We start from the raw sequence: 21,983 nt of genomic DNA, 5'->3' as shown, positions 1-21,983 counted from the left end.
GGCGGGGGCGGACGGCGCTGTCAGCTCTCGGGGTCAGAGGGGCGTGGGGTCTGGATCTGCCGACAGGTTCCACGACCGCGAGCGCCAATTCTCTGCCTCGTTTGCGGAGTTTATACGACACGTGTTCAGACGGTGTTTCGTCTAGCCGTCCCGAATATGAAGAACAAGGCGCTATTCGGTCGATGAGACGAGGAGGTTCATCCCGATTCGGCGCGGGGGCGGCGCGATGACCTCGGAAGGCTTCGCCGAAGCGGTCGGCCGATTCTCGTCGGCGTTTTTCACGAGATCATGTCGGGCCGTAACTTGCACATTGCCGCATGCCTCGTGAATGTGCCCGGGGCCCGGACTCCAGCCTAGCGGTCCGTGGGCTCGTCCGGGGCGTTATGAATGGCGATGCCGGGGCATCATCCCACGTGACCCGGGACGCCAGGGGCCGGAGCATCGGCCGCCCATCCGAGGAGGGACACTTCGATGGGGGAGAAGGTCGTGGCAGGGCCGTTCGACCTGTCCGATCGCCAGCGCCATCGCGACAAGCTCCGTCAGTGTCTGACGGTGCTGGAGCGACTGCTGGAGGAGAAGAGGTTCGATCGCCCCAAGAACCTGATGGGCCTGGAGATCGAGTTGAATCTCGCAGGACCGGACGGCATGCCGAGAATGATGAATGCGCAAGTACTCGATCGCATTGCGAGCCGCGATTTCCAAACAGAACTCGCCATGTTCAACCTGGAAGTCAACATAGCCCCACACCGGCTCGGTGACCGGGTATTCGACCGGCTCGCCGAGGAGCTGCGCACCTCACTCGCGTACGCGCACCGAAAAGCGGGAGAGGTCGATGCCGGAATCGTGATGATCGGCATTCTGCCGACGCTCGGCCAGCGCCACCTGGTCCTTGCGAATCTGTCGGACGTCGACCGTTACACGCTGCTCAACGATCAGATCGTGGCCGCCCGGGGAGAGGACTTCGCCCTGGACATCGACGGCATCGAGCGCCTGGTGTGCAGGTCGCGTTCCATCGCGCCCGAAGCCGCCTGCACCTCGGTGCAACTGCATCTCCAGGTCACCCCGGGCCGGTTCGCGGACGTGTGGAACGCCGCGCAGGCGGTGGCCGCCGCGCAGGTCGCCGTGGGGGCCAACTCGCCCTTCCTGTTCGGCCACGAGCTGTGGCGTGAGTCGAGGCCCCCGCTCTTCCAGCAGTCCACGGACACCCGGCCGCCCGAGTTGCAGGCCCAGGGGGTCAGGCCGCGCACCTGGTTCGGCGAGCGGTGGATCTCCTCGGCGTACGAGCTGTTCGAGGAGAACCTGCGCTTCTTCCCGCCGCTGCTGCCGATCTGCGACGACGAGGACCCGCTGGCCGTCCTGGACGGCGGCGGCACCCCCAAGCTCGCCGAACTCGTGCTGCACAACGGCACGGTGTACCGCTGGAACAGGCCCGTGTACGGCATCGCCGACGGCGTCCCTCACCTGCGCGTCGAGAACCGGGTCCTGCCCGCCGGCCCCACCGTGGTCGACGTGATCGCCAACGCGGCCTTCTACTACGGGCTCGTCCGCGCGCTCGCCGAGGAGTCGCGGCCCGTGTGGACGCGGCTGTCCTTCGAGTCGGCGGCCGTGAACTTCGACGCCGCCTGCCGGCACGGCATCGACGCCCGTCTGGAGTGGCCGCGACGGGGCCGGTACGGCGGGACGACCCAGGTGGACGCGGTCAACCTGGTCCGTGACGAGCTGCTGCCGCTGGCCGCCGCCGGGCTGGACGCCTGGGGTGTCGAACCCGCGGACCGCGACCTCTATCTGGGCGTGATCGAGGACCGCTGCCGGCTGCGCGCCAACGGAGCGACGTGGCAGGCGGCCACCTTCCACCGGGCCCTGGAGAAGGGACTCAGCCGGGAGGCCGCGCTGGCCGCGACCACACGGCGCTACGGCGAGCTGATGCATCTCGGCGAGCCGGTGCACACCTGGCCGGTCGGGCTGCCCGAACCGGTACCGCTCGGCTGATCGGCCGGCCGGCCGAGGGGGCGGGTCAGCTTCGGCTGCCCGCCGCCACGATCGCCTTCAGGATCACCGAGTGGATCTGCGACGGGTCGTCGACCAGATGGCCCGAGCCGCCGGTCGCCTTGGCGATCTGCTCCATCTCCTGCCCGTCGGCGTCGGGGCCCACCGCGATCGCGATCAGCGGCATCGGCCGCTGCGGGTCGGTGAGCCGTTGCAACTGGTCGACGAGGCTGGAGCGCGAGATGCTTCCGGGGTCCTGGTTGACGCCGTCCGTCAGGAGGACCAGGGCGTTGAACTTCCCCTTGGCGTAGGCGGAGACGGCCGCCTTGTACGCGGCGAGCGTGGTGTCGTAGAGCCCGGTCGCCCCGCCGGGGACGGGTTCGAGGGCGCTGAAGGCGGCCGAGAGCCGGTCCCGCTGGGTGTCGGCGCCCTTGCGGTCGCCGAGCCGCTCCGTCGGCACGAGCACGCGGTAGTCGCGGTCGCCGTCGAGACGGGTGGAGAACTTCCACAGTCCGATCTCGTCCTCCGGGGTGAAGGTGGCGAGGGCCTGCAGCAGGGAGGCCCTGGTGACGTCCATCCGGGACTGGTCGGTCCCGGGGACGGGCTCGGACATGGAGGCGGACGCGTCGACCACGGTCGTGATCCGGGCGCTCTGCACCGTGATCGTCCACATGCCGAGTGCCTCTTGGAGCGCCTTCGCCGACGCGGGTTCCGCCGAGGCCTGCGCGTACGGCTGCTCGGGGCTGCCGCCCGCTTTGCCGACCAGGGCGTCGGAGGGGGTCTCCGAGTCCGTGCGGAACCCGTGCTCGGCGAGGATGCGCTGCGGTTCCGGCTCGCCCAGCAAGGTCATGAACCGCAGGGCGGCGCGGCTCTCGTCGGTGCTCAGCTCCGGCGCGTCGACGAGGGCGAACGGATAGTCCAGCCGGGGTGCCCCGTCCTTGGGGTAGAAGAGGTCGAGCGTCTCGCCGCCGTCCGCCGCGGCGTTGTGCGCGAACGCCGCTTGTTCGGACAGGATCAGCGCCTGATTGCGCTTCGGATTGCCCTGCTCGGTGCCCGAGGAGTCACGCGGGAGCGTGTCCAGGACCTGGCTGTCGCTGTCCGAGGTGCGCTGCGAGAGGGCCTTCGCCATGGCGGCCGCCTGGGTGTCGCCGTTCTCGGCACCCGCCGCGGCACTGCTGAGCTGTGTCAGCGCCAGCAGACCCGTCGCGCTGCGCGCCGGATCGGCCGCGCCCAGTTTCAGCCGGTCGTCCTGCATCGCGGCCCCGGTCAACTCGGTCCAGGTGTACGTCTTCCGGGGCCATCCCAGCGACTTCGCAGCGGACGGGACCATGGCGACGCCGACGGGTGTGGAGGCGATGTTGCCCGCGTTGGTCACCTGCGTCGCGGAGCTGTCCGCGGCGACGCGCTGCACCCACACGTCCGAGTCCGGCACCCAAGCCTGGACGCCGGACTTCCGGCCCGCCCGCAGCGCATCCGCGACCTTGTACGACTCGCGTGCGTTCACGCCGACGTCGAGGCAGCGGCCGTCGGAGGTGATGTTGTTCTTGCGGGCGTACCCGGCGACGGCCCGCAGGGCGGGCGCCACGTCCGGCGAGGCGGCCACCTCCAGATGCACGGCGTCGTCCTGGCAGGACCCGCCGAACGAGAGCAGGCCGCCACGGACCGCGGCCGCCGTGCCCGCGGCGACCGTGAGGACCAGCACCGTCGCGATGGCCACGTTGCGGCGGCGCGCGCGTGGGCGGGGGTCGGCGGCACCCGCCCCGTACTCGTCGGGCAAGCTGTGACGTCCCATGACGGTGGTGCCCTCCCTGTTGAGCCCGGAGCCGCGAAACGGCCGTTAGGAGGGGAAAGGGGAGGTACGCCCCGTACGGTGTCCGTCCCCTGGACGGCCTGTCGCGCACGATCTTCGTAACTTCTTTCGAGACCCTAGCGGGGTCAAGATGGGGATGCGGCGGGATTACTCAACTGGAGGCGGGAGTGCAGGTGGAGGCGGGGTCGGTGGCCGATTCATTTCCGAAGGAGGGGCTGACACGGCGGATTCTGCGCGACGAGACGCTGCTCGTTCTGGGGCTTTCGCTCGGTGCGAGTGGGGTGTCCGCGCTGATCAGCTTTGTCGGATCAGTCACCAAACCGGGGGGTCTGAAGGACCAGGCGGCCACCCTCAACGCCTCGGCCGCGCCGGGCCGGCCGTGGCTCGATCTGGCCTGGCAGCTCTTCGGGATCGCGTCGGCCCTGGTACCGGTGGCGCTCGTCGCGCACTTCCTGCTGCGGGAGGGCACGGGGCTGCGCGTCATCGGCTTCGACCGCACGCGCCCGTGGCCGGACCTCGGCCGCGGGGCGGGCGTCGCGGCGGTGATCGGCAGTACGGGCATCGCCTTCTACCTGGCGGCCCGTGCGCTCGGCTTCAACCTCACGGTGGTGCCGGAGGCGCTGCCCGACGTGTGGTGGAAGTACCCGGTGCTGATCCTTTCGGCCGTGCAGAACGCCGTGCTGGAGGAGGTCATCGTCGTCGGCTATCTGCTGCGCAGGCTGGGGCAGTTGGGCTGGACGCCGGGAACCGCGCTGGTGGCGAGCGCGGTGCTGCGCGGCTCGTACCACCTCTACCAGGGCATCGGCGGGTTCATCGGAAACATGGTGATGGGCGTCGTCTTCGTCTACCTGTACCGGCGCTGGGGACGGGTCGGCCCGCTGGTGGTGGCCCACTCGCTGCTCGACATCGGTGCCTTCGTCGGATACGCGCTGCTGGCCGGGAAGGTGGGGTGGCTGCCGACGGCGTGAGCGCGGCCGGGCGGTGCGGGGCGCAGGCCTGACGCCCGCGCTGCCGGCGACGTGCTCCGGGCGAAAGCGCCCGGTTCGGCCGGCGGTTCGGGGCGTACGTCAGGTCCGTACGCCCCTTCTCGCCGCGTCGTGAGCCTGCGCCGTGAGCCGCGCCGTCAGGCCAGCAGCTCGCCCTCGATGACCGTGACCGCGCGTCCGGTCAGGAGCGTGCGGTCACCGCGCAGCCCGGTGCGGACGAGGCCGGAGCGGCGGGAGGCCTGGAGGCCGGTGAGGTCGGGCCGGCCCAGGCGCTCGGACCAGTACGGGGCGAGGGCCGTGTGGGCGCTGCCGGTGACAGGGTCCTCGTCGATGCCGACGTTCGGGAAGAAGCAGCGCGAGACGAAGTCGTAGCCGCGCGAGGCGTCCTCGGCGCGGGCGGTCGCGATGATGCCGCGCCGGGAGTGGCGGGAGAGTCCCTTGTGGTCGGGGGCGAGACCCAGGACCGTCTTCTCGTCGGCGAGTTCGACCACCAGGTCGCCGACCTGCGGACCGGTGTCGCAGGCCGCGAGCGGCTCGGCGCCCAGCGCCTCGGCGACGCCGTCGGGTACGTCGACCGGTGTGAGCGGCGCGGTCGGGAAGTCCAGGGTGATCGAACCGTCCTCCTGTGGTGTCGCGACGAGGACGCCACTGAGCGTCGCGAACCGGACCGGCCCCCGGTGCGTGCCCGTGCTGTGCAGGACGTGCGCGGTCGCCAGCGTCGCGTGCCCGCACATGGCGACCTCGGTGGCGGGCGTGAACCAGCGCAGCGCCCAGTCGGCCTCGCCCCCCTCGGGCAGCCGGTGGGCGAACGCCGTCTCGGCGTGGTTGACCTCGAGAGCGACGTTCTGGAGCCAGGCGTCGTCGGGGAAGGAGTCGAGGAGGACGACCCCGGCCGGGTTGCCGGCGAAGGGGCGGTCGGTGAAGGCGTCGACGATTCGAATCCGCATGGCCCGACGCTAGCCGCAGGCCGGCGCGGTGGAACAAGGCCAATCGCGAGGATCTGGACTCGGAGCATTGTCAGCCGAACTATTCCGATATATCGTTGAGGCATCGCGATCGATCAACGATGGAATGGAGTGATGGCGATGCGTTCCCGTGAAGAAGACTTCGGATACGAACACGGACATGGACACCACGGCGGCCCCGGACATCGGGGTCGGGGCGGCTTCGAAGGGCGGCGCAGGGCCTTCGGGCCCTTCGGGCCGGGCGGTCCTGGCGGCCCCGGCTTCGGCGGACCGGGCTTCGGCCCCGGTCCCTGGGGCGGGCGTGGCGGTCGGGGCGGACCGCGCGGCAGGGCGCGACGCGGAGACGTACGCGCGTCGATCCTGGCCCTGCTCAAGGACCGGCCCATGCACGGTTACGAGATGATCCAGGAGATCGCCGAGCGCAGCGGCGGGGCGTGGAAGCCCAGCCCCGGTTCGGTCTACCCGACCCTTCAGTTGCTGGAGGACGAGGGGCTGATCATCAGTGCGGCCGAGGGTGGCAAGAAGCTGTTCTCGCTCACCGAGTCCGGCCGCGCCGCGGCGGACGAGGGACCCGACGCGCCGTGGGAAGAGGCCGGGCGTGGGGTCGACTGGGAGACGCTGCACGAGATCCGGCAGGCCGGCTTCGGCCTCATGGAGGCCTTCGGCCAGGTCTGGAAGACCGGCAGCAAGGAGCAGCGCGACAAGGCGCTGGTGGTCATCAACGAAGCCCGCAAGAAGCTGTACCTGATCCTCGCCGACGAGGACTGACGGCACACGCTGTGACAACGGACGGCGCCCCGCGGAAGCGACTGAGCGGGGCGCCGTCCGTGTCGGCCCGCGCCCGGGGCGCGATTCCCCGGGGGGCCTGTCCTTGTGTGCCGTGTCCGAGCGAGCCGGGCCGCCCGGAGGCTCAGGCGACCAGGCCGCCGAGCTTGCGCAGCGACTCGTTCAGCGCGGCCGTCGCCGAGTCCTTGAGCTTGCCCGCCATGAGCGAGACCGCGGCGCCGGTGAACTCCCCGTCGATCCGCACCGTCGTCGCCCCGCCGTCGGGGGTGAGCGTGTAGCGCGTCGCGACGTTCACGGCCATCGGGCCCTTGCCGCGGATCGCCAGGAGGTGCCCCGGCTCCAGTGCGTCGATGGTCCAGGTGACCTCGGCGGGGAAGCCCATGAGCTTCATGTTCTCCTCGAAGGTGCCGCCCACTTCGAGGGTCTCGGGTCCGCCCTTGGGGAAGCTGGTGTGGGTCGCGTTCCATTCGCCGTACGCGGGCCAGTCCGTGAGCTGGGCCCAGATCTTCTCGGCGGGCGCCTCGATGCGTGCTTCCGCGCTGACTTCGGCCATGCGACCACCCCTTCGTGTCGGGCGCTGCGCCCGGCGCAGCTACGGTGTCGCGGAACGTAGCCGCAGGCCCCGGAACATTCAATACTGATGAACTGTCAGAAATTGTGGAGGGTGGTCCGCCCGCCCCGGGCAGGGCCGGCTGCCCTCGCCGTGTTTCGAGGGGCGCGGAGGTGGAGCGGCCGAGGGCGGCGTGCAACGCAAGGCGGCGCGCGCCCCAGGGGGAAATCGGCCCGAAGTCATCCGCAAGGAGGAGAACATCCCCATGGATGCCCAACCTGTGTCGGACGCGAAGATGCTGCCCGCCGAGGATGTCCCTGCTTCGGGGGACTGATGGGGTAGGGGTTGTGCCATCCCGTATTCCCCAGCAGTCCGCCGCCGAGAGCGGCCCGAACCGAACAGAACTCGATGCCGGGCTCAGTGCCGAGCTGGCCTCGGTGGTCTCGGGTGCGCGCAGGCGGGCGCTACGGGACGGGGACCGGCAGATCGACACCGCGCATCTGCTGCACTCGCTGCTGGAGTCCGATCCCGAGGTCCGCGCCGCCTTCGAAAGCGCCGGTCAGGTCGCCCGGCTCCTCGGCTACCTGGTGCAGCGCAGCATCGGTTACGGGCTGCGCTGGCGGAGCTCCGTCGAGGAGTCCGGCGCCGTACCGGTCGTCACCCAGGCGGGCTGGTCCCCGGTGGCGGCCGGGGTCATGGAGCTGGCGCACGAGCGTGCCGTGCTGCGCGGCGACGGACAGGCCCGCGGTCTCGACCTGCTCGCGACGCTCGTCGCCGACCCCCAGTCGCGGGCCGTCGAGGTCCTCGGGCGCGCCGGCGTCGACACCCCCGCACTGCTGGTGCGCGTCGAGGCCGGCTGCAAGGGACACGTGGGCCGGGTCGACGGCGGGCGCTGAACCGGAGCGGTCGGCTGTGCGATCGACCTCGCGTCCGCGAGCGGCCGTTTGTTCTGGCCCTGAGCCTTCATCCGGTTCGCGCGCGGCGACCGCCGCGTCGGGCTGGTGCCCGCAGTCCCCGGTCGGCCGTGTGCCCGCGGCAACCGCACGATGTGCCCCCTGAGCCCCCGCTCGACCTCGCGTCCGCGACGGCCGTCGGGCTGGTGCCCGCGGCCTCCCGCGGGCCAGGCCGGAGTCCAGCCGTCGAGACAGGTGTCAACGAGGGTGACGCTCATGTCATCGCCTGTCATCATGTGGCGGTGCATACGTCTCAGGGGAGTCAGGGCAACCGTGTGAAGAGCGTCGGCCTCGGCCTCGCGCTCGTGTCGGCGGTCGCCTTCGGCGGATCGGGTGTCGCGGCCAAGCCGCTGATCGAAGCGGGTCTCGACCCGCTCCATGTGGTGTGGCTGCGGGTCGCGGGCGCCGCGCTGGTGATGCTGCCGGTGGCGGTGCGCCACCGGTCGCTCCTGCGGAGCCGCCCGGCGCTGCTCGCCGGTTTCGGGCTGCTCGGTGTGGCCGGTGTGCAGGCCTGCTACTTCGCGGCGATCTCCCGCATCCCGGTCGGCGTCGCACTGCTCGTCGAGTACCTGGCGCCCGCGCTCGTGCTCGGCTGGGTCCGCTTCGTGCAGCGTCGCCCCGTGACGCGGGCCGCGGCCCTCGGAGTGGTGCTCGCAGTCGGCGGACTCGCCTGCGTGGTCGAGGTCTGGTCGGGGCTGAGCTTCGACGCCTTCGGACTGCTGCTCGCACTGGGGGCAGCCTGCTGCCAGGTCGGCTACTTCGTCCTGTCCGACCAGGGCAGCGACGCCGGCGACGAGGCGCCGGACCCGCTCGGCGTGATCGCCTACGGGCTCCTCGTCGGCACCCTCGTACTGACCGCCGTCGCGCGTCCGTGGACCATGGACTGGTCCGTGCTCGGCGGCAGCGCCGACATGAACGGGACCTCCGTGCTCGCCGCGCTGCTCCTCGGCTGGATCGTGCTGATCGCAACCGTCGTCGCCTACGTCACCGGAGTGCTCTCGGTGCGCAGGCTCTCCCCGCAGGTCGCGGGCGTCGTCGCCTGTCTCGAAGCGGTGATCGCGACCGTCCTGGCCTGGGTCCTGTTGGGGGAGCACCTCTCGGCACCGCAGATCGTCGGCGGTGCGGTGGTGCTCCTCGGTGCGTTCATCGCGCAGTCGTCGGCGCCCGCGAAGCCCTCGGACGGGCCGGTCGCCAGTGGCGGGAGCGACGCCGAAAGGGAGTTGTCCACTCCGGGAATGGTCGCCTAAAGTGCAGGTCATGCCTTTGACGCTCGTTCTCCCGCCCCCGGCCGCCTGAGGCGGGCCCTTCCGGATCCACGCCCGGCCACGTGCCGGGCGGGACGGTGCTGCCCGCGGAAGAAGTCCGAGGACCTTTCGTGAGCCGGTGCTCCGAGCCTCGCGTCCCGAGCCTTCCACCGAGTCTCGTGTCCCGAGTTTCGTGTCCCGAGTTTCGTGCTGAGCCCTGTGCCCCGTGTCCCGTGCGCCGTGTCGCGTGTCCCCGAGCCCTGTGCTCCGTGACGCGCGCCCGCGCCCGGTGTCCCGTGCGCCGGCTGCGACGTGGTCCCTTCCCGAACTTCTGCGAATCTGCGGAGAGAACACGTGTCGCACACTGCTTCCGGCCTGCCCATCGGGCGAGGCCTCCTCTATCTGATCGTCGCCGGTGCCGCCTGGGGCACCGCGGGCGCGGCCGCGTCACTGGTCTACCGGTCCAGTGACATGGGGCCGATCGCCCTCTCCTTCTGGCGCTGCGCGGGCGGGCTCGTACTGCCGCTCGCCGCGCGCGTGCGGTCCCGCCGACGGGTCCGGCCCGCCGTGCGGGAACCGCTGCGCAGCAAGGCCCTGCGCATCGGGACCACCGGCCTGGGGCTCGCCGTCTTCCAGACCGCCTACTTCGCCGCCGTCGAGGCGACCGGCCTCGCCGTGGCGACCGTCGTCACCCTGGGGGCCGGGCCGGTGCTCATCGCGCTCGGCGCGCGCCTGACCATGGGGGAGCGGCTCGGACGCGGTGGGATCGCCGCCGTCGCCGGGGCGCTCACCGGGCTCGGGGTGCTGGTGCTGGGCGGCGGGGGCGCAACGGTGCGCCCCTGGGGTGTCGCGCTCGCGGTGCTGTCCGCGGCCGGGTACTCCGTGATGACGCTGCTCACCCGATGGTGGGGGCGCGACGGCCGTGTCGACGGAGCCGGTACGACGGTGTGGACGTTCGCCGTCACCGCGGCCTGCCTGCTGCCGCTCGGACTGGCCGAGGGCCTGGTCCCGCACGCCGCGCAGCCGGTGCACGTACTGGCGCTGCTGGGATACATCGCGGCCATCCCCACGGCGCTGGCCTACGCCCTGTTCTTCGCGGGCGCGGCCGTGGTCCGTTCGGCGACCGTGTCCGTGATCATGCTGCTGGAGCCGGTGAGCGCGGCGGCGCTCGCGGTCGGACTGCTCGGCGAGCGGCTCACGGCGGCGACGCTGGTGGGCACCTTGCTGATGCTGGGGTCGGTCACCGGCCTCGCGGTCGCGGAGACGCGCGCCGTGGCGACCGACCGGCGCAGGTCCGACGACGGGCCTGTCGCCGCCGCGTCCGACGACCGACTTGTCGCCGCCGGGTCCGGCGAGGCCACGGCGGATGCCGTGGGGTGCCGGGACTCCGTCGTGGCCGGGTCCGGCGACGGGGCGGTCATGGCCGGGTCCGGCGCCGATGCCACCCCGGCCGCGTCCGGTACCGGTGCCGTCGGCGGCGGGCCGACGGCCTGACGACGTCCGGCGCCCGTCGGACCTTGTCCGATCGAGGACCGGCGTATCTCGGGGGGTGACGGGCTCGCACCCGTCACCCCCACCCCGTGGGGGTGAGTCCCGGCGGTCTCACAAGGTGGCGAGGTAGTCCGGAAGGCCGATGCCGGGAGCCAGGTCGTCGGCCGGTACCGGGGCGTCGAACCCCTTGGCCAGTGGCAGGACTCCGGTCCAGTGGGGAAGCGCGAGGTCCTCGGGCTCGTCGTTCGGGCCGCCGGTGCGCAGCTTCGCGGACACCTCGTCGAGATCGAGCCGGATCACGGCGGTGGCCGCGAGTTCCTTGCCGTTGGCGGGGCGCGAGTCGAGCGAGCGACCGGGGACGACGTGGTCCACCAGGGCGTCCAGAGCCGCACGCTTCTCGTCCGGGTCGGTCACCTGGTGGGCGATGCCGTGCACCACCACCGAGCGGTAGTTGATCGAGTGGTGGAAGGCCGAGCGGGCCAGGACCAGCCCGTCGACATGGGTGACCGTCAGGCAGACGGGCAGGCCCGGGTCGGCCTGGCCGGTCATGCGCAGCGGGCGCGATCCCGTCGAGCCGTGCACGTAGAGGCGGTCGCCGACACGGCCGTAGAGCGTGGGCAGGACGACGGGGGCGCCGTCGCGCACGAAGCCGAGATGGCAGACGTACCCCTCGTCGAGTATCGCGTGCACGAGCTCGCGGTCGTACGCCGCGCGTTCCTTGGAGCGGGTGGGGACGGTGCGTTCGGTCGGGGTGTAGGCGGTGGCCCGCGGTGTCCCTGGCTGGGTGCTCGTCTCCGGCATTGCGTACTCCATTGCACTAGAGCATAATTTGATTTGTGCTAGGAGAGTATCGGATCACAGGGCGTCGTGCAGCCGAGATTGCCGCCGGCGTCGAGAGCGCGGTCGGCTCCGGAGACCTCGAACCCGGTCAACTGCTGCCGCCGATGCGGGAGTTGGCAGAGCAGCTCGGAGTGAACCCGAACACCGTCGCGGCCGCCTATCGGACGCTGCGCGAGCGCGGGGTCATCGAGACCGCGGGCCGCCGCGGCAGCAGGGTCCGGTTCAAGCCCGCCACCACGGGGCGTGAGCACATCCGGGTCGAGGTGCCGGACGGCGTACGGGACGTGGCGGACGGCAACCCCGACCCCGCACTGCTGCCCGGTCTCGCCGAGGCGTTCGCCGTGGCGGCGGGGCTGACGGACCGTGAGCCCGTGAGGTACGGGGAGGCCGCCGTCGAACCGGAGCTGGAGCGGATCGCCCGCGCCGACCTGGACGAGGACGGCGTCCCCGGCGGACCCGTCGTCGTCACCTCCGGATCGCTCGACGCCATCGAGCGTGTGCTGACGGCTCATCTCAAGCCCGGAGACACCGTGGCCGTCGAGGACCCCGGCTGGGGCAGCCTGCTCGACCTGGCCCCGGCGCTCGGACTGCGCACGGTCGGCGTCGGCGTCGACGACGAGGGGCCGCTCCCCGACGACGTGCGCCGCGCCCTGGAGGCCGGAGCGCGGGCGCTGATCGTCACGGACCGGGCGCAGAATCCGACCGGAGCCGTGGTGAGCGCCGCGCGGGCGCGTGCCCTGCGCGCCGTTCTGGAGGAGCGTCCGCAGACCCTGCTCATCGAGGACGACCACGGGCACCGCATCGTGGATCAGCCGCTCCATCCCCTCGCGGGCGTGACGCACAGCTGGGCCTTCGTCCGTTCCGTCGCCAAGGCGTACGGCCCGGACCTGCGACTCGCGGTCCTCACCGGCGACCCCGTCACCGTCGACCGGGTGCACGGGCGCCAGCGTCTCGGGCCGGGCTGGGTGAGCCGCCTGCTCCAGAAGGCGGTCGTCCATCTGTGGACCTCCGGCGCCGTGGACGCGGCGGCTGTGGCAGCGGAGTACGGGCGGCGGCGGGACGCGCTGATCGACGCCCTGGGCAAACGCGGAGTGGAGGCCTACGGGCGCAGCGGGATGAACGTGTGGATCCCCGTGCCGGACGAGACCGGGGCGGTCGCGCGGCTGTTGCACGCCGGCTGGGCGGTCGCACCCGGTGCGCGCTTCCGGATGAGCGCGACGCCCGGCATCCGGATCACCGTGTCGACGCTGACTGCGGACGACATGGAACCGCTCGCGGATGCCGTTGCGTCCGCCGTCGGCCCCGCACCGGCCCGCCGCTACGTGTGACGTGATGTCGGCCGGGGTCGCCGACGCGGCGCCGGCCGGTGTCGGCGGCCCCGGGCCGATCAGGGGCGCGGCCTGGCCTGGGTGAGCGCCGCGCCCGCGATGACGACCACGGCGCCGACCGGAGTCGACCAGGACAGCGATTCGCCGAGGATGGCGACGCCCGCCGCAGTGGCTATCACCGGGATGAAGTAGGTGACCATCTGCGCGGTCGTCGGGCCGACCTCGGCGACGATGCCGTACTGGATGAGCATGGCCAGGCCCGTGCCGAGGGCTCCCAGGGCGACGACGGCGAGCAGCGGGACGACCGGGAAGTGGCTCGGCAGGGTGGTGAACAGCGGCGTCACGACGGCCAGTTGGGCGGTGGCCAGGAGGAGCTGGGCGCCCGTCATCGACAGGTGGGAGTGACCGGTGCCGGCCAGCGTGCGGCGGACGTAGATCCATCCGACCGGATAGCTCAGGGAGGCCAGCAGGGCCAGCGCCGTGCCCGTGGCGTCCAGGCCGTGGAAGCCCTGCCAGACACCGAGGACCGTCAGGACGCCGATGAAGCCGATGCCGAGCCCGGCCACCCTGCTCCGGGTCGGCCGGTCCTCCGAGAGGGCGACCAGCGACAGGGCCATGCCCCACAGCGGCGAGGTCGCGTTGCAGATGCCCGCGAGCGTGGACGGGACGGTCAGCTCCGCGTAGGCGAAGAGCGAGAACGGGAGCGCGTTCAGCAGGAGGGCCGCGACCGCCAGGTGCCCCCAGGTCCGCACCCCGCGCGGCAGCCGCTCGCGCTTCACCGCCATCGCCGCGGCGAGCACCGCCGTGCCGAACAACAGCCGCCCGAAGGTGACCTGGAACGGCGCGTACCCCTCCGTGCCCACCTTGATCAACAGAAAGCTGAACCCCCAGATCAGGGCGAGAACGCCGAAGCGCACCCGCCAGTCGAGGGCGGCGCGGCGACGGGGCCCGGCCGCGGCGGGGGAGAGGGCGCGGGCGCTGGTGACGGTGCTCATGCACACCACCATGGGGTACGACGATCTCTTAGCACAAGCGAGATTTTCGGAGCGGTATCTCGTAGCATTGCTTAGATGTTGAACCTGGAGCGCCTTCGCACCCTCGACGCCCTCGCACGGCACGGCTCGGTGAGCGGAGCGGCCGAGGGGCTGCACGTCACGACGTCGGCCGTGTCCCAGCAGATGGCGAAGCTGGAGCGCGAGGTGGGGCAGCAACTGCTCGCGAAGAACGGCCGCGGAATCCGCCTCACCGACGCCGGTCGGCTGCTCGCCGACCACGCCGCCCGCATCCTGTCCCAGGTGGAGCTGGCGCAGTCGGACCTGGAGGCGCAGCGCGGTCAGGTCGTGGGCGAACTGCGGCTCTCGGCGTTCCCCACCGCCGCACGCGGGCTGTTCCCCACCGCGCTCGCCACGCTCCGCGCGGACCATCCGGGCCTCCGGGTGCGCTCCTGCGAGCTGGAGCCGGAGGCCGGGGTGGCCGGAGTGATCCGCGGCGACCTGGATCTGGCCGTCGTGCTCGACTGGTACAACAAGCCGATGCCGCTGCCGGGCGGCCTCGTCAAGGCGTCGATCCTGGACGACCCCGCCGACGTGGCGATGCCGGTCGGGCATCGGCTCGCGGACCGCGCGGAGGTGGACCTCGCCGACTTCGCCGAGGACGAGTGGATCACGTGGAACGAAGGCGAGTTCTGTCACGAGTGGCTGATGTTCACGCTCCGCTCCAAGGGCGTCGAGCCGCACATCGGCCATCGTGCGGCCGAGACGCACACGCAACTGGCCATGGTCGCCGCGGGGCTCGGCGTCTGCGTGGCGCCGCTCCTCGGGCGGTACCCGATGCCCGAGGGTGTGGTCACGGTGCCCGTGCGGCAGCGCGTGCGGCGGCACGTGTACGTCGTGTGGCGGGCCGACGCCGACCGCCGGCCGTCGATCAGGGCGGCGGTCCGTGCATTGCGCGGAGCGGGGGAGGCCGTCAGGTGAGCCCCGCGGGCGGGTCCGGCGCAACGGCCCGCCCGCCGCGCCGCGGCATCACTTCCGGGCGACGGGGCGAGGACCCCGGGGGGACGGACCCGGCGTCCCGGGCGGGCGGGTGGTCCGGGGCCCCGAGGCCTGCGACGGTCGCCGCTCCCGGTGAGCGCCTCAAGAACCCCGGGGCGAACGGCCCGTTCGGCGCCGTCGGTCGGGCCGGCCGGTCGACGCCCGCTAGAGCAAGGGGAGTTTGCGGAAGTCCCACGAGGCGATGGCCTCCGGAGTCAGCCGCATCCACGCGTGCCTGCCGTCGTGCGGCATCTCTTCCAGGCCGAAGTTCTTGCGGGCGAACAGCGTCTCCGGGACGTCGAGTTCGGCGCACAGGTCCCCGACGCGGGGTATCTCGCCCACGAACTCCACCGTGCCGGACAGTTCGACCCCGCGCAGCTCCCCGTACTGCTCACCGGAGTCGATCACCACGGCCACCCGGGGGTCGCGGCGCAGCTCCGCCCACCGCTTGCTGCGCACCACCGAGTACAGCCACAGTGATGTGCCGTCCCAGGCGAACCAGAGGGCGCTGACATGCGGCGCGCCGTCCTTCGACACGGTCGCGACCCGGCAGGTCCGTTCGGTGGTGAGGAACTCGTCCAGTTCGCCGGGGGTCATCATGATCTTCCGGCCCCTGCGCTGAGTGACGGCCATGCGGTCTCCTCTTCTTCCGCGTCGGCCCGCTTCGCTGCCGACAGAGATCCTCTGACATCACGTCAGAAAAGCATGGGCCGTCTTCCGTCCCCACGCAATGGTCGTTACGCTCGCCCGCCCCGACCTCGACGACCAGGGGGAGCCATGCCGTCGCACGAACAGCTCAGTGAACTCCTCGACCCCGCCACCACGGTGCTGCTCACCGTCGAGTGCCAGCAGGGTGTGGTGGGCCAGGACAGCGCACTGCCCGAACTCGCCAAGGAGGCACGGTCGTCGGGGGCGCTCGTCAACGTGGCCCGGCTGGTGGCCGCGGCTCACGAGAGCGGAGTGCAGGTCGTCCACGCCGTAGCCGAACGGCGCCCGGACGGCCGGGGCGCCAACCACAACGCCCGCCTCTTCCGTGCCGCGGCCCGGCTGCCCGTCCAGCAGCTCACCGGCACGACGGCCGTCCGCATCGCGGCGCCCGTCGTGGTCGCCGAGGAGGACCTCGTCGTACGCCGACTGCACGGACTGTCCCCCCTCGCGGGCACCGACGTGGACCCGCTGCTGCGCAACCTGGGCTGCCGCACCCTCGTGGTGACCGGTGTCTCGGCCAATGTGGCCATCCCCAACGCCGTGTTCGACGCCGTGAACCTCGGCTACACCGCTGTCGTGCCGGCGGACGCCATCGCGGGGGTGCCCTCCGACTACACCCCCGCGATGATCCGCAACACGCTCGCCCTCGTCGCCACCATCGCGACGACCGACGATGTGCTGGCCTGCTTCAAGCGTCCGCGCCGTTGAGGCCGCCGCCGAAGCCCAGGGGGCTCACGCGAGCTTGATGGAGTCGCCCTCGACGGTGATCGTCGCGGCGGCCAGCGCGGTCGTGGCGGGCCCCTTCTTCACGCTGCCGTCGGCGGCGGAGAACTGGCTGCCGTGGCAGGGGCAGTTGATGACGCCGTTCGCTATGCCCTTCACGGCACAGCCCTGGTGCGTGCACTTGGACGAGAACGCCATGAACGTGCCCGCCGTCGGCTGGGTCACGACGACGCCCTGGTCCGCGAAGACCTTGCCGCCGCCCTCCGGGATGTCGCTGGTCTTGGCGAGCACCGTGCCACCGGCGTTTCCGGCCGCCGCGTTGTCGCCGCCGCCCGAGCCGCCCCCGTTCACCTCGCTGGAACCGGACGACTTCTTGTCGTCCCCGCACGCGGTCAGCGCGACGGCGAGCCCCGCCGCGCCGACCGCCGCCACGACGGTGCGCCGGGCCGGTGCCGGGACGGGGTGAAGCGATTCGCTGGTCATGCCGACTTTCCCTTCAACGGACGTGATGGTGATCCGTAGACAAGTACGGTTCGGGCGTGTGCCCTGTTCAGGGGGTTGGCGACTTCTTGACCGGATCGACAGCGCGCCGACAGGATCGACAGCGGGCCGACAGGCGGCGGCCCGGCCGGTGCGGACCGCCGGACCCTCGGCCGCCGGGCGCGAGGACATCCACGGGTCGCGTCCTCGCCCTCCGGCCACCCCAGTAACCTGGGGCGATGCTCAAGGAAGTCATCGCGACCCGCTACATCACGCCCCTGCGTGAGGGCGGCTCGTTGCCGGGGCTCGTCGAGGCGGACGACCTGGGGACGTACGTCATGAAGTTCACCGGTGCCGGGCAGGGGCGCAAGACGCTCGTCGCCGAGGTCGTCTGCGGTGAACTCGCCCGCCGGCTCGGATTCAGGGTGCCGGGCCTGGTGACGATCGACCTCGACCCGGTCATGGGACTCGGCGAACCGGACCAGGAGGTCCAGGGGCTGCTCAAGTCCAGCGGCGGGCTGAACCTCGGGATGGACTTCCTCTCCCGTGCGATCGGCTTCGACTCGCTCGCCTTCGACGTGAGCGCCGAGGAGGCGGGGCGGATCGTCTGGTTCGACGCGCTGGTCAACAACGTGGACCGTTCCTGGCGCAACCCCAACATGCTGGTGTGGGACGGAGACCTGTGGCTCATCGACCACGGCGCCACCATGATCTGGCACCACCACTGGCCCGGCGCGCAGGCGTCCGCGGCCAAGCCGTACGACGTCTCCGAGCACGCGCTCGCGCCCTTCGGTCCGGACGTCGCCTCGGCCGCAGCCGAGCTGGCACCGCTGGTCACGGAGGAGCTGCTCGCCGAGGTGACCGCCGAGATCCCGGACGCGTGGCTCGCCCACGAGCCGGGCTTCGACTCGGCCGACGCGCTGCGGCACGCCTACGCGCAGCCGCTTCTGGCACGGGCCGCCGTCATCCACGAGCGGATCAAGGGCATCGAGGCCGTCGGGGCCGGCAAGGGGGACGCGTGAGCGAGCGGGACGTCTTCGAGTACGCGCTGCTGCGCGTGGTGCCGCGGGTCGAACGCGGCGAGTGCTTCAACGCGGGCGTGCTGGTGTACTGCCGTGCCAAGTCCTTCGTCGCCGTTCGGACGCATCTGGACGAGTCCAAGCTGCGGGCGCTCGACCCGGAGGCGGACGTGGTGGGCGTGCGCGCCGCCCTGCGGGCCGTCGAGGGTGTCTGTGCAGGGGGGAAAGCGGCAGGTCAGGCGGCACGGGACGACGCCGGGCGGCGCTTTCGCTGGCTCATCGCGCCGCGCTCGACGGTCGTCCAGCCGGGCCCCGTGCACACCGGCCTGACCGCCGATCCGGAGGCCGAGACGGAACGGTTGCTCCAGCTGCTGGTCAGGTAATGGATCACATGCGCGCGGTGTGCCGTTGACACCGAGTGCCAGGGCTTCTAGCGTCACGTCTGCTGAAGGTACTAAGCGGTCGCTCACCCGTGGGGCGTACCGTGAGCCGCAGGCCATTCCGCACCGCCGAGGCGCCGAGAAGATGCCAAGGTTGCCGGGACGGGCTTTCCGACAGGCTTTCCAAGGGCGAGGAGAACCAGCAATGTCCACCACTGAGCAGCGGGTCGCCGTAGTCACCGGTGCCGCGCGCGGCATCGGTGCCGCCACCGCCGTACGACTGGCCGCCGAGGGCCGTGCCGTCGCGGTGATCGACCTCGACGAGGCCGCGTGCAAGGACACCGTGGAGAAGATCACCGCCGCCGGTGGCAAGGCCATCGCGGTGGGCTGCGACGTCTCTGACGAGGCTCAGGTCGAGGCCGCCGTCGCGCGCATCGCCGAGGAGCTCGGCGCGCCGACGATCCTCGTCAACAACGCGGGCGTGCTCCGCGACAACCTGCTGTTCAAGATGAGCGCCACCGACTGGGACACGGTCATGAACGTGCACCTGCGCGGCGCCTTCCTGATGGCCAAGGCCTGCCAGAAGCACATGGTCGACGCGAAGTTCGGCCGGATCGTGAACCTCTCCTCGTCCTCGGCCCTGGGCAACCGCGGCCAGGTCAACTACTCCGCCGCCAAGGCCGGTCTCCAGGGCTTCACCAAGACCCTCGCCATCGAACTCGGCAAGTTCGGTGTCACCGCGAACGCCGTCGCGCCCGGCTTCATCGTGACCGACATGACCGCCGCCACCGCCGCCCGCGTCGGCATGGGCTTCGAGGACTTCCAGGCCGCCGCCGCCACCCAGATCCCCGTGCAGCGAGTCGGCAACCCCGACGACATCGCCAACGCCATCGCCTTCTTCACCGGCGAGGCCGCCGGATTCGTCTCCGGCCAGGTGCTGTACGTGGCCGGCGGACCGCTCAACTGAGGCCGGGGGACAAGGACATGACTGCTCTTCCCGAACTCTCGGGCAAGGTCGCGCTGATCACGGGCGCGAGCCGCGGCATCGGCTACGGCGTCGCGGAGGCCCTGGTCGCCCGCGGTGACCGGGTCTGCATCACCGGCCGCAACGAGGAGGCCCTGAAGGAGGCCGTCGAGGCGCTCGGCTCCGACCGCGTCATCGGCGTCGCCGGAAAGGCCCACGACGAGGCGCACCAGGCCCTCGCCGTCGAACGCACGATGGAGGCCTTCGGCCGCGTCGACTACCTGGTCAACAACGCCGGTACGAACCCGGTCTTCGGGCCGATGGCCGAACTCGACCTCAATGTGGCGCGCAAGGTCTTCGAGACCAACGTGATCTCGGCGCTGGGCTTCGCGCAGCAGACCTGGAAGGCCTGGCAGAGCGAGAACGGCGGGGCGATCGTGAACATCGCCTCGGTCGCCGGCCTCGCCCCCTCGCCGTTCATCGGCGCCTACGGCGTCAGCAAGGCCGCCATGATCAACCTGACGGTGCAGCTCGCGCACGAGTTCGCGCCCAAGGTGCGGGTCAACGCCATCGCGCCCGCCGTGGTCAAGACCAAGTTCGCCGCCGCTCTGTACGAGGGCCGTGAGGCCGAGGCCGCCGCGGCCTACCCGCTCGGCCGGCTCGGGGTGCCCTCCGACATCGGGGGCGCCGCCGCGTTCCTCACCTCACAGCAGTCGGACTGGGTCACCGGGCAGACGCTGGTCGTCGACGGCGGCATCTTCCTCAACGCCGGCGTCGAGTGACGCCGGGCGCCGGGGTCGAGTGACGCCCGGCGCAGTGGACGCCCCGCTCCGCGGAACCCGACGTCGGTTCCGCGGAGCGCCGCATCGCTCCTTCGAGAGGCACGTTCCGGGCGGCCGGGCCCGCCGGTGCACCCGGAGCGTGAGCTCCGTGCCGGACCGCAGCGCTCCGCATTTTGTGGGGAGTTGACAAAAACAGCGACGTTGTCGAGAGGCGGCACGTTCGATATCCGGACCGCCCGCGGCATCACAGAAGCCTGACAACGTAGTCACATTCGTGCTGATCAAGTGCCCTGCCGTGAACGTGTTCCACCGGCGGGGCGCTGCGGTATGGTCTGCCGACCCTTGGTACGGCAGATCGAGGAGTGTGCGCGTGTTCAACCGGAACCGACGTCTGCGGCAGCTGGCGGCGATCACGTCCATAACCCTGGTGGCCGGGTGTGGCGTTCTCTCCTCGGGATCGTCCGACGACAAGGGTCCGATCGTGGTGGGCACCACCAGCGCTCCGAGCACACTGGACCCGGCCGCCTCCTGGGACGGCTCCTGGGAGCTGTTCCGCAACATCTACCAGACGCTGCTCAGTTACCCGAACGGCGCGGTGACGCCCCAGCCCGACGCGGCGAAGAGCTGCGGGTTCACGGACGCCTCCAAGCGGACGTACCGCTGCGAGCTCCGCCCGAACATGAAGTTCTCCGACGGCGACCCGCTCGACGCGCACGCCGTCAAGCACTCCATCGAACGGATCAGGACCATCGACGTGCCCGGCGGTCCCGCGGGCCTGCTCGGGAACCTGGGCCGGGTCCAGGCCCTGAGCGACCGCGAGATCGTCTTCCACCTCAAGAAGTCCGACGCCACCTTCCCGTTCGTGCTGGCCACGCCCGCCATGTCGATCGTCGACCCCGACGACTACCCCGCCGACGCCCTGCGCAAGGACGGCAAGGTCTTCGGGTCCGGGCCGTACACCCTCCAGTCCTACGAGGAGGGCAAGAAGGCCGAACTCGTCAGGAACGACCACTACGTCGGCTTCGCCGACCGCAAGAACGACTCGGTCACCATCCGCTACTTCCAGGACTCGTCCCAGATGGTCGAGGCCCTGCGGGACAAGAAGATCGACGTGACCTACCGGGGACTCGCCTCCTCGGACATCGTCCAGCTCCAGAGCCGCGACTCCCAGCACGGCATCCAGCTCATCGAGGGCGCGGGCACCGAGATCAGTTACCTGGTCTTCAACCCCAAGGACCCATGGGCGAAGAAGCTCGCCGTCCGCAAGGCCGTCGCCCAGGTCGTCGACCGGCCCGCCATCGCGCACAAGGTCTACAAGGACACCGTCGAACCCCTGTACTCCATGGTCCCGGCCGGCCTGATCGGGCACTCCACGGGCTTCTTCGACAGCTACGGGAACCCCAGCAGGACCAAGGCGCAGAAGATCCTCAAGGACGCGGGCATCACCGAGCGCGTGCCGCTGACCCTCTGGTTCACCACCGACCGCTACGGCTCCGAGACCGCACCGGAGTTCCGGGAGCTGAAGGCCCAGCTCGACGGCTCCGGGCTGTTCAGCATCACGCTCAAGAGCCGCCCCTGGAAGACGTACGAGGCGGGCTACCGCAAGGGCGAGTACCCCGTGTTCGGGCGCGGCTGGTTCCCCGACTTCCCGGACGCCGAGAACTTCATCGCGCCCTTCGTCGGCACGCAGAACGCGCTCGGTACGCCCTATCCGTCGCCGCGGATCACCAACCAGCTGCTGCCCGATTCCCGTCGGCAGAGCGACCGCGCCGCCGTGGTGAAGGAGTTCGAGGAGGCGCAGCAGATCCTCGTCGACGACGCCCGGCTGCTGCCGCTGTGGCAGGGCAAGCAGTACGTGGCCGCGAGCGAGGACATCTCGGGCGGTGAGCGGGCCCTGGACCCGTCGACGATCATGATGATGTGGGAACTGCACCGCAAGACGAGCTGGTAGGGGGAGC

At 71.3% G+C, this 21,983-nt stretch carries 20 protein-coding genes and 1 pseudogene; 14 read left to right on the top strand and 7 right to left on the bottom strand.

Annotated elements, in window-relative coordinates:
* Positions 1-471 precede the first annotated feature (471 nt).
* A complete protein-coding gene (locus tag ACZ4IF_RS24120) occupies positions 472-1,989 on the top strand; it encodes a glutamate-cysteine ligase family protein (protein WP_467565983.1) in 1,518 nt (505 codons plus the stop codon).
* Between the two features lie 25 nt (positions 1,990-2,014).
* Here ACZ4IF_RS24120 and ACZ4IF_RS24115 read toward each other — a convergent pair whose 3' ends face one another.
* Positions 2,015-3,778 carry a substrate-binding and VWA domain-containing protein gene (locus ACZ4IF_RS24115; RefSeq protein ID WP_467565980.1) on the bottom strand — a complete coding sequence of 588 codons (1,764 nt, stop codon included), beginning with the start codon at positions 3,776-3,778 and terminating at the stop codon, positions 2,015-2,017.
* Positions 3,779-3,963: 185 nt separating this feature from the next.
* Here ACZ4IF_RS24115 and ACZ4IF_RS24110 point away from each other — a divergent pair, with 185 nt between their 5' ends.
* Positions 3,964-4,764: a CPBP family intramembrane glutamic endopeptidase gene (locus tag ACZ4IF_RS24110; protein WP_467565977.1), complete on the top strand. Its 801-nt coding sequence runs from the start codon at positions 3,964-3,966 to the stop codon at positions 4,762-4,764.
* 155 nt (positions 4,765-4,919) lie between these two features.
* On the opposite strand, the gene ACZ4IF_RS24105 is transcribed toward ACZ4IF_RS24110, so the two are convergent.
* Positions 4,920-5,729: a PhzF family phenazine biosynthesis protein gene (locus ACZ4IF_RS24105; protein ID WP_467565974.1), complete on the bottom strand. Its 810-nt coding sequence runs from the start codon at positions 5,727-5,729 to the stop codon at positions 4,920-4,922.
* Positions 5,730-5,861: 132 nt separating this feature from the next.
* Between ACZ4IF_RS24105 and ACZ4IF_RS24100 the strand changes: the two genes are divergently transcribed.
* The gene (locus ACZ4IF_RS24100; RefSeq protein WP_467565971.1) at positions 5,862-6,515 is read left to right on the top strand and encodes a PadR family transcriptional regulator; all 654 of its coding nucleotides are present in this window, start codon (positions 5,862-5,864) and stop codon (positions 6,513-6,515) included.
* Between the two features lie 142 nt (positions 6,516-6,657).
* Here the strand turns inward: ACZ4IF_RS24100 and ACZ4IF_RS24095 are convergent, their stop codons facing one another.
* A complete protein-coding gene (locus ACZ4IF_RS24095; protein WP_095932898.1) occupies positions 6,658-7,086 on the bottom strand; it encodes a type II toxin-antitoxin system Rv0910 family toxin in 429 nt (142 codons plus the stop codon).
* 344 nt (positions 7,087-7,430) lie between these two features.
* On the opposite strand from ACZ4IF_RS24095, the gene ACZ4IF_RS24090 reads away from it, so the two are divergent.
* The 3 genes and pseudogenes from ACZ4IF_RS24090 to ACZ4IF_RS24080 all read left to right on the top strand — a co-directional run.
* Positions 7,431-7,979: a peptidase gene (locus ACZ4IF_RS24090; protein WP_467565967.1), complete on the top strand. Its 549-nt coding sequence runs from the start codon at positions 7,431-7,433 to the stop codon at positions 7,977-7,979.
* Positions 7,980-8,272: 293 nt separating this feature from the next.
* Positions 8,273-9,283: an EamA family transporter gene (locus tag ACZ4IF_RS24085; RefSeq protein WP_095932896.1), complete on the top strand. Its 1,011-nt coding sequence runs from the start codon at positions 8,273-8,275 to the stop codon at positions 9,281-9,283.
* Between the two features lie 351 nt (positions 9,284-9,634).
* Positions 9,635-10,561: pseudogene (locus tag ACZ4IF_RS24080) on the top strand (DMT family transporter); the annotation flags it as partial.
* A gap of 321 nt (positions 10,562-10,882) precedes the next feature.
* On the opposite strand, the gene ACZ4IF_RS24075 reads toward ACZ4IF_RS24080, so the two are convergent.
* Positions 10,883-11,572, bottom strand: a complete 690-nt coding sequence (locus ACZ4IF_RS24075; protein ID WP_467565964.1) for a pyridoxamine 5'-phosphate oxidase family protein — start codon at positions 11,570-11,572, stop codon at positions 10,883-10,885.
* 35 nt (positions 11,573-11,607) lie between these two features.
* Between ACZ4IF_RS24075 and ACZ4IF_RS24070 the strand changes: the two genes are divergently transcribed.
* Positions 11,608-12,939: an aminotransferase class I/II-fold pyridoxal phosphate-dependent enzyme gene (locus tag ACZ4IF_RS24070; protein ID WP_467565961.1), complete on the top strand. Its 1,332-nt coding sequence runs from the start codon at positions 11,608-11,610 to the stop codon at positions 12,937-12,939.
* A 59-nt stretch (positions 12,940-12,998) separates the two neighbouring features.
* On the opposite strand, the gene ACZ4IF_RS24065 is transcribed toward ACZ4IF_RS24070, so the two are convergent.
* Positions 12,999-13,934 (bottom strand): DMT family transporter, encoded by a 936-nt coding sequence (locus tag ACZ4IF_RS24065; RefSeq protein ID WP_467565958.1) that lies wholly within the window; start codon positions 13,932-13,934, stop codon positions 12,999-13,001.
* A gap of 75 nt (positions 13,935-14,009) precedes the next feature.
* Between ACZ4IF_RS24065 and ACZ4IF_RS24060 the strand changes: the two genes are divergently transcribed.
* On the top strand, positions 14,010-14,912 hold the full coding sequence (locus ACZ4IF_RS24060) for a LysR family transcriptional regulator (RefSeq protein WP_467565955.1): 903 nt from the start codon (positions 14,010-14,012) through the stop codon (positions 14,910-14,912).
* A gap of 222 nt (positions 14,913-15,134) precedes the next feature.
* Here ACZ4IF_RS24060 and ACZ4IF_RS24055 read toward each other — a convergent pair whose 3' ends face one another.
* Positions 15,135-15,602 carry a pyridoxamine 5'-phosphate oxidase family protein gene (locus tag ACZ4IF_RS24055; protein ID WP_095932891.1) on the bottom strand — a complete coding sequence of 156 codons (468 nt, stop codon included), beginning with the start codon at positions 15,600-15,602 and terminating at the stop codon, positions 15,135-15,137.
* A gap of 144 nt (positions 15,603-15,746) precedes the next feature.
* Between ACZ4IF_RS24055 and ACZ4IF_RS24050 the strand changes: the two genes are divergently transcribed.
* Positions 15,747-16,385, top strand: coding sequence for a cysteine hydrolase family protein (locus tag ACZ4IF_RS24050; RefSeq protein ID WP_467565951.1), 639 nt, complete (start codon positions 15,747-15,749; stop codon positions 16,383-16,385).
* Between the two features lie 24 nt (positions 16,386-16,409).
* Here ACZ4IF_RS24050 and ACZ4IF_RS24045 read toward each other — a convergent pair whose 3' ends face one another.
* Positions 16,410-16,883, bottom strand: a complete 474-nt coding sequence (locus tag ACZ4IF_RS24045) for a Rieske (2Fe-2S) protein (protein ID WP_467565948.1) — start codon at positions 16,881-16,883, stop codon at positions 16,410-16,412.
* A 236-nt stretch (positions 16,884-17,119) separates the two neighbouring features.
* Here ACZ4IF_RS24045 and ACZ4IF_RS24040 point away from each other — a divergent pair, with 236 nt between their 5' ends.
* From ACZ4IF_RS24040 to ACZ4IF_RS24020, 5 genes are all read left to right on the top strand, one after another.
* Positions 17,120-17,902, top strand: coding sequence for a HipA family kinase (locus tag ACZ4IF_RS24040; RefSeq protein WP_467565945.1), 783 nt, complete (start codon positions 17,120-17,122; stop codon positions 17,900-17,902).
* Complete coding sequence (locus ACZ4IF_RS24035; protein WP_467565942.1) at positions 17,899-18,282, top strand: DUF3037 domain-containing protein; 384 nt, start codon at positions 17,899-17,901, stop codon at positions 18,280-18,282. Before ACZ4IF_RS24040 ends, ACZ4IF_RS24035 begins: the two co-directional genes overlap by 4 nt.
* Before the next feature lie 202 nt (positions 18,283-18,484).
* A complete protein-coding gene (fabG, locus tag ACZ4IF_RS24030; protein WP_028800483.1) occupies positions 18,485-19,246 on the top strand; it encodes a 3-oxoacyl-ACP reductase FabG in 762 nt (253 codons plus the stop codon).
* A 17-nt stretch (positions 19,247-19,263) separates the two neighbouring features.
* Positions 19,264-20,025, top strand: a complete 762-nt coding sequence (locus tag ACZ4IF_RS24025) for an SDR family oxidoreductase (RefSeq protein ID WP_460386532.1) — start codon at positions 19,264-19,266, stop codon at positions 20,023-20,025.
* A 370-nt stretch (positions 20,026-20,395) separates the two neighbouring features.
* A complete protein-coding gene (locus ACZ4IF_RS24020) occupies positions 20,396-21,976 on the top strand; it encodes an ABC transporter substrate-binding protein (protein WP_467565938.1) in 1,581 nt (526 codons plus the stop codon).
* Positions 21,977-21,983 lie beyond the last annotated feature (7 nt).

It is taken from the genome of Streptomyces sp. NPDC025784, from assembly GCF_055558435.1.
This window is presented reverse-complemented; position numbering and strand designations above follow the sequence as displayed.

What these genes read in the sequence shown, in the direction of transcription:
- ACZ4IF_RS24115 (WP_467565980.1), bottom strand. Translation starts at nt 3,778, where the DNA reads ATGGGACGTCACAGCTTGCCCGACGAGTACGGGGCGGGTGCCGCCGAC.
- ACZ4IF_RS24045 (WP_467565948.1), bottom strand. Translation starts at nt 16,883, where the DNA reads ATGACCAGCGAATCGCTTCACCCCGTCCCGGCACCGGCCCGGCGCACC.
- fabG (WP_028800483.1), top strand. Translation starts at nt 18,485, where the DNA reads ATGTCCACCACTGAGCAGCGGGTCGCCGTAGTCACCGGTGCCGCGCGC.
- ACZ4IF_RS24040 (WP_467565945.1), top strand. Translation starts at nt 17,120, where the DNA reads ATGCTCAAGGAAGTCATCGCGACCCGCTACATCACGCCCCTGCGTGAG.
- ACZ4IF_RS24065 (WP_467565958.1), bottom strand. Translation starts at nt 13,934, where the DNA reads ATGAGCACCGTCACCAGCGCCCGCGCCCTCTCCCCCGCCGCGGCCGGG.
- ACZ4IF_RS24095 (WP_095932898.1), bottom strand. Translation starts at nt 7,086, where the DNA reads ATGGCCGAAGTCAGCGCGGAAGCACGCATCGAGGCGCCCGCCGAGAAG.
- ACZ4IF_RS24075 (WP_467565964.1), bottom strand. Translation starts at nt 11,572, where the DNA reads ATGCCGGAGACGAGCACCCAGCCAGGGACACCGCGGGCCACCGCCTAC.
- ACZ4IF_RS24055 (WP_095932891.1), bottom strand. Translation starts at nt 15,602, where the DNA reads ATGGCCGTCACTCAGCGCAGGGGCCGGAAGATCATGATGACCCCCGGC.
- ACZ4IF_RS24100 (WP_467565971.1), top strand. Translation starts at nt 5,862, where the DNA reads ATGGCGATGCGTTCCCGTGAAGAAGACTTCGGATACGAACACGGACAT.
- ACZ4IF_RS24050 (WP_467565951.1), top strand. Translation starts at nt 15,747, where the DNA reads ATGCCGTCGCACGAACAGCTCAGTGAACTCCTCGACCCCGCCACCACG.
- ACZ4IF_RS24025 (WP_460386532.1), top strand. Translation starts at nt 19,264, where the DNA reads ATGACTGCTCTTCCCGAACTCTCGGGCAAGGTCGCGCTGATCACGGGC.
- ACZ4IF_RS24105 (WP_467565974.1), bottom strand. Translation starts at nt 5,729, where the DNA reads ATGCGGATTCGAATCGTCGACGCCTTCACCGACCGCCCCTTCGCCGGC.
- ACZ4IF_RS24060 (WP_467565955.1), top strand. Translation starts at nt 14,010, where the DNA reads ATGTTGAACCTGGAGCGCCTTCGCACCCTCGACGCCCTCGCACGGCAC.
- ACZ4IF_RS24120 (WP_467565983.1), top strand. Translation starts at nt 472, where the DNA reads ATGGGGGAGAAGGTCGTGGCAGGGCCGTTCGACCTGTCCGATCGCCAG.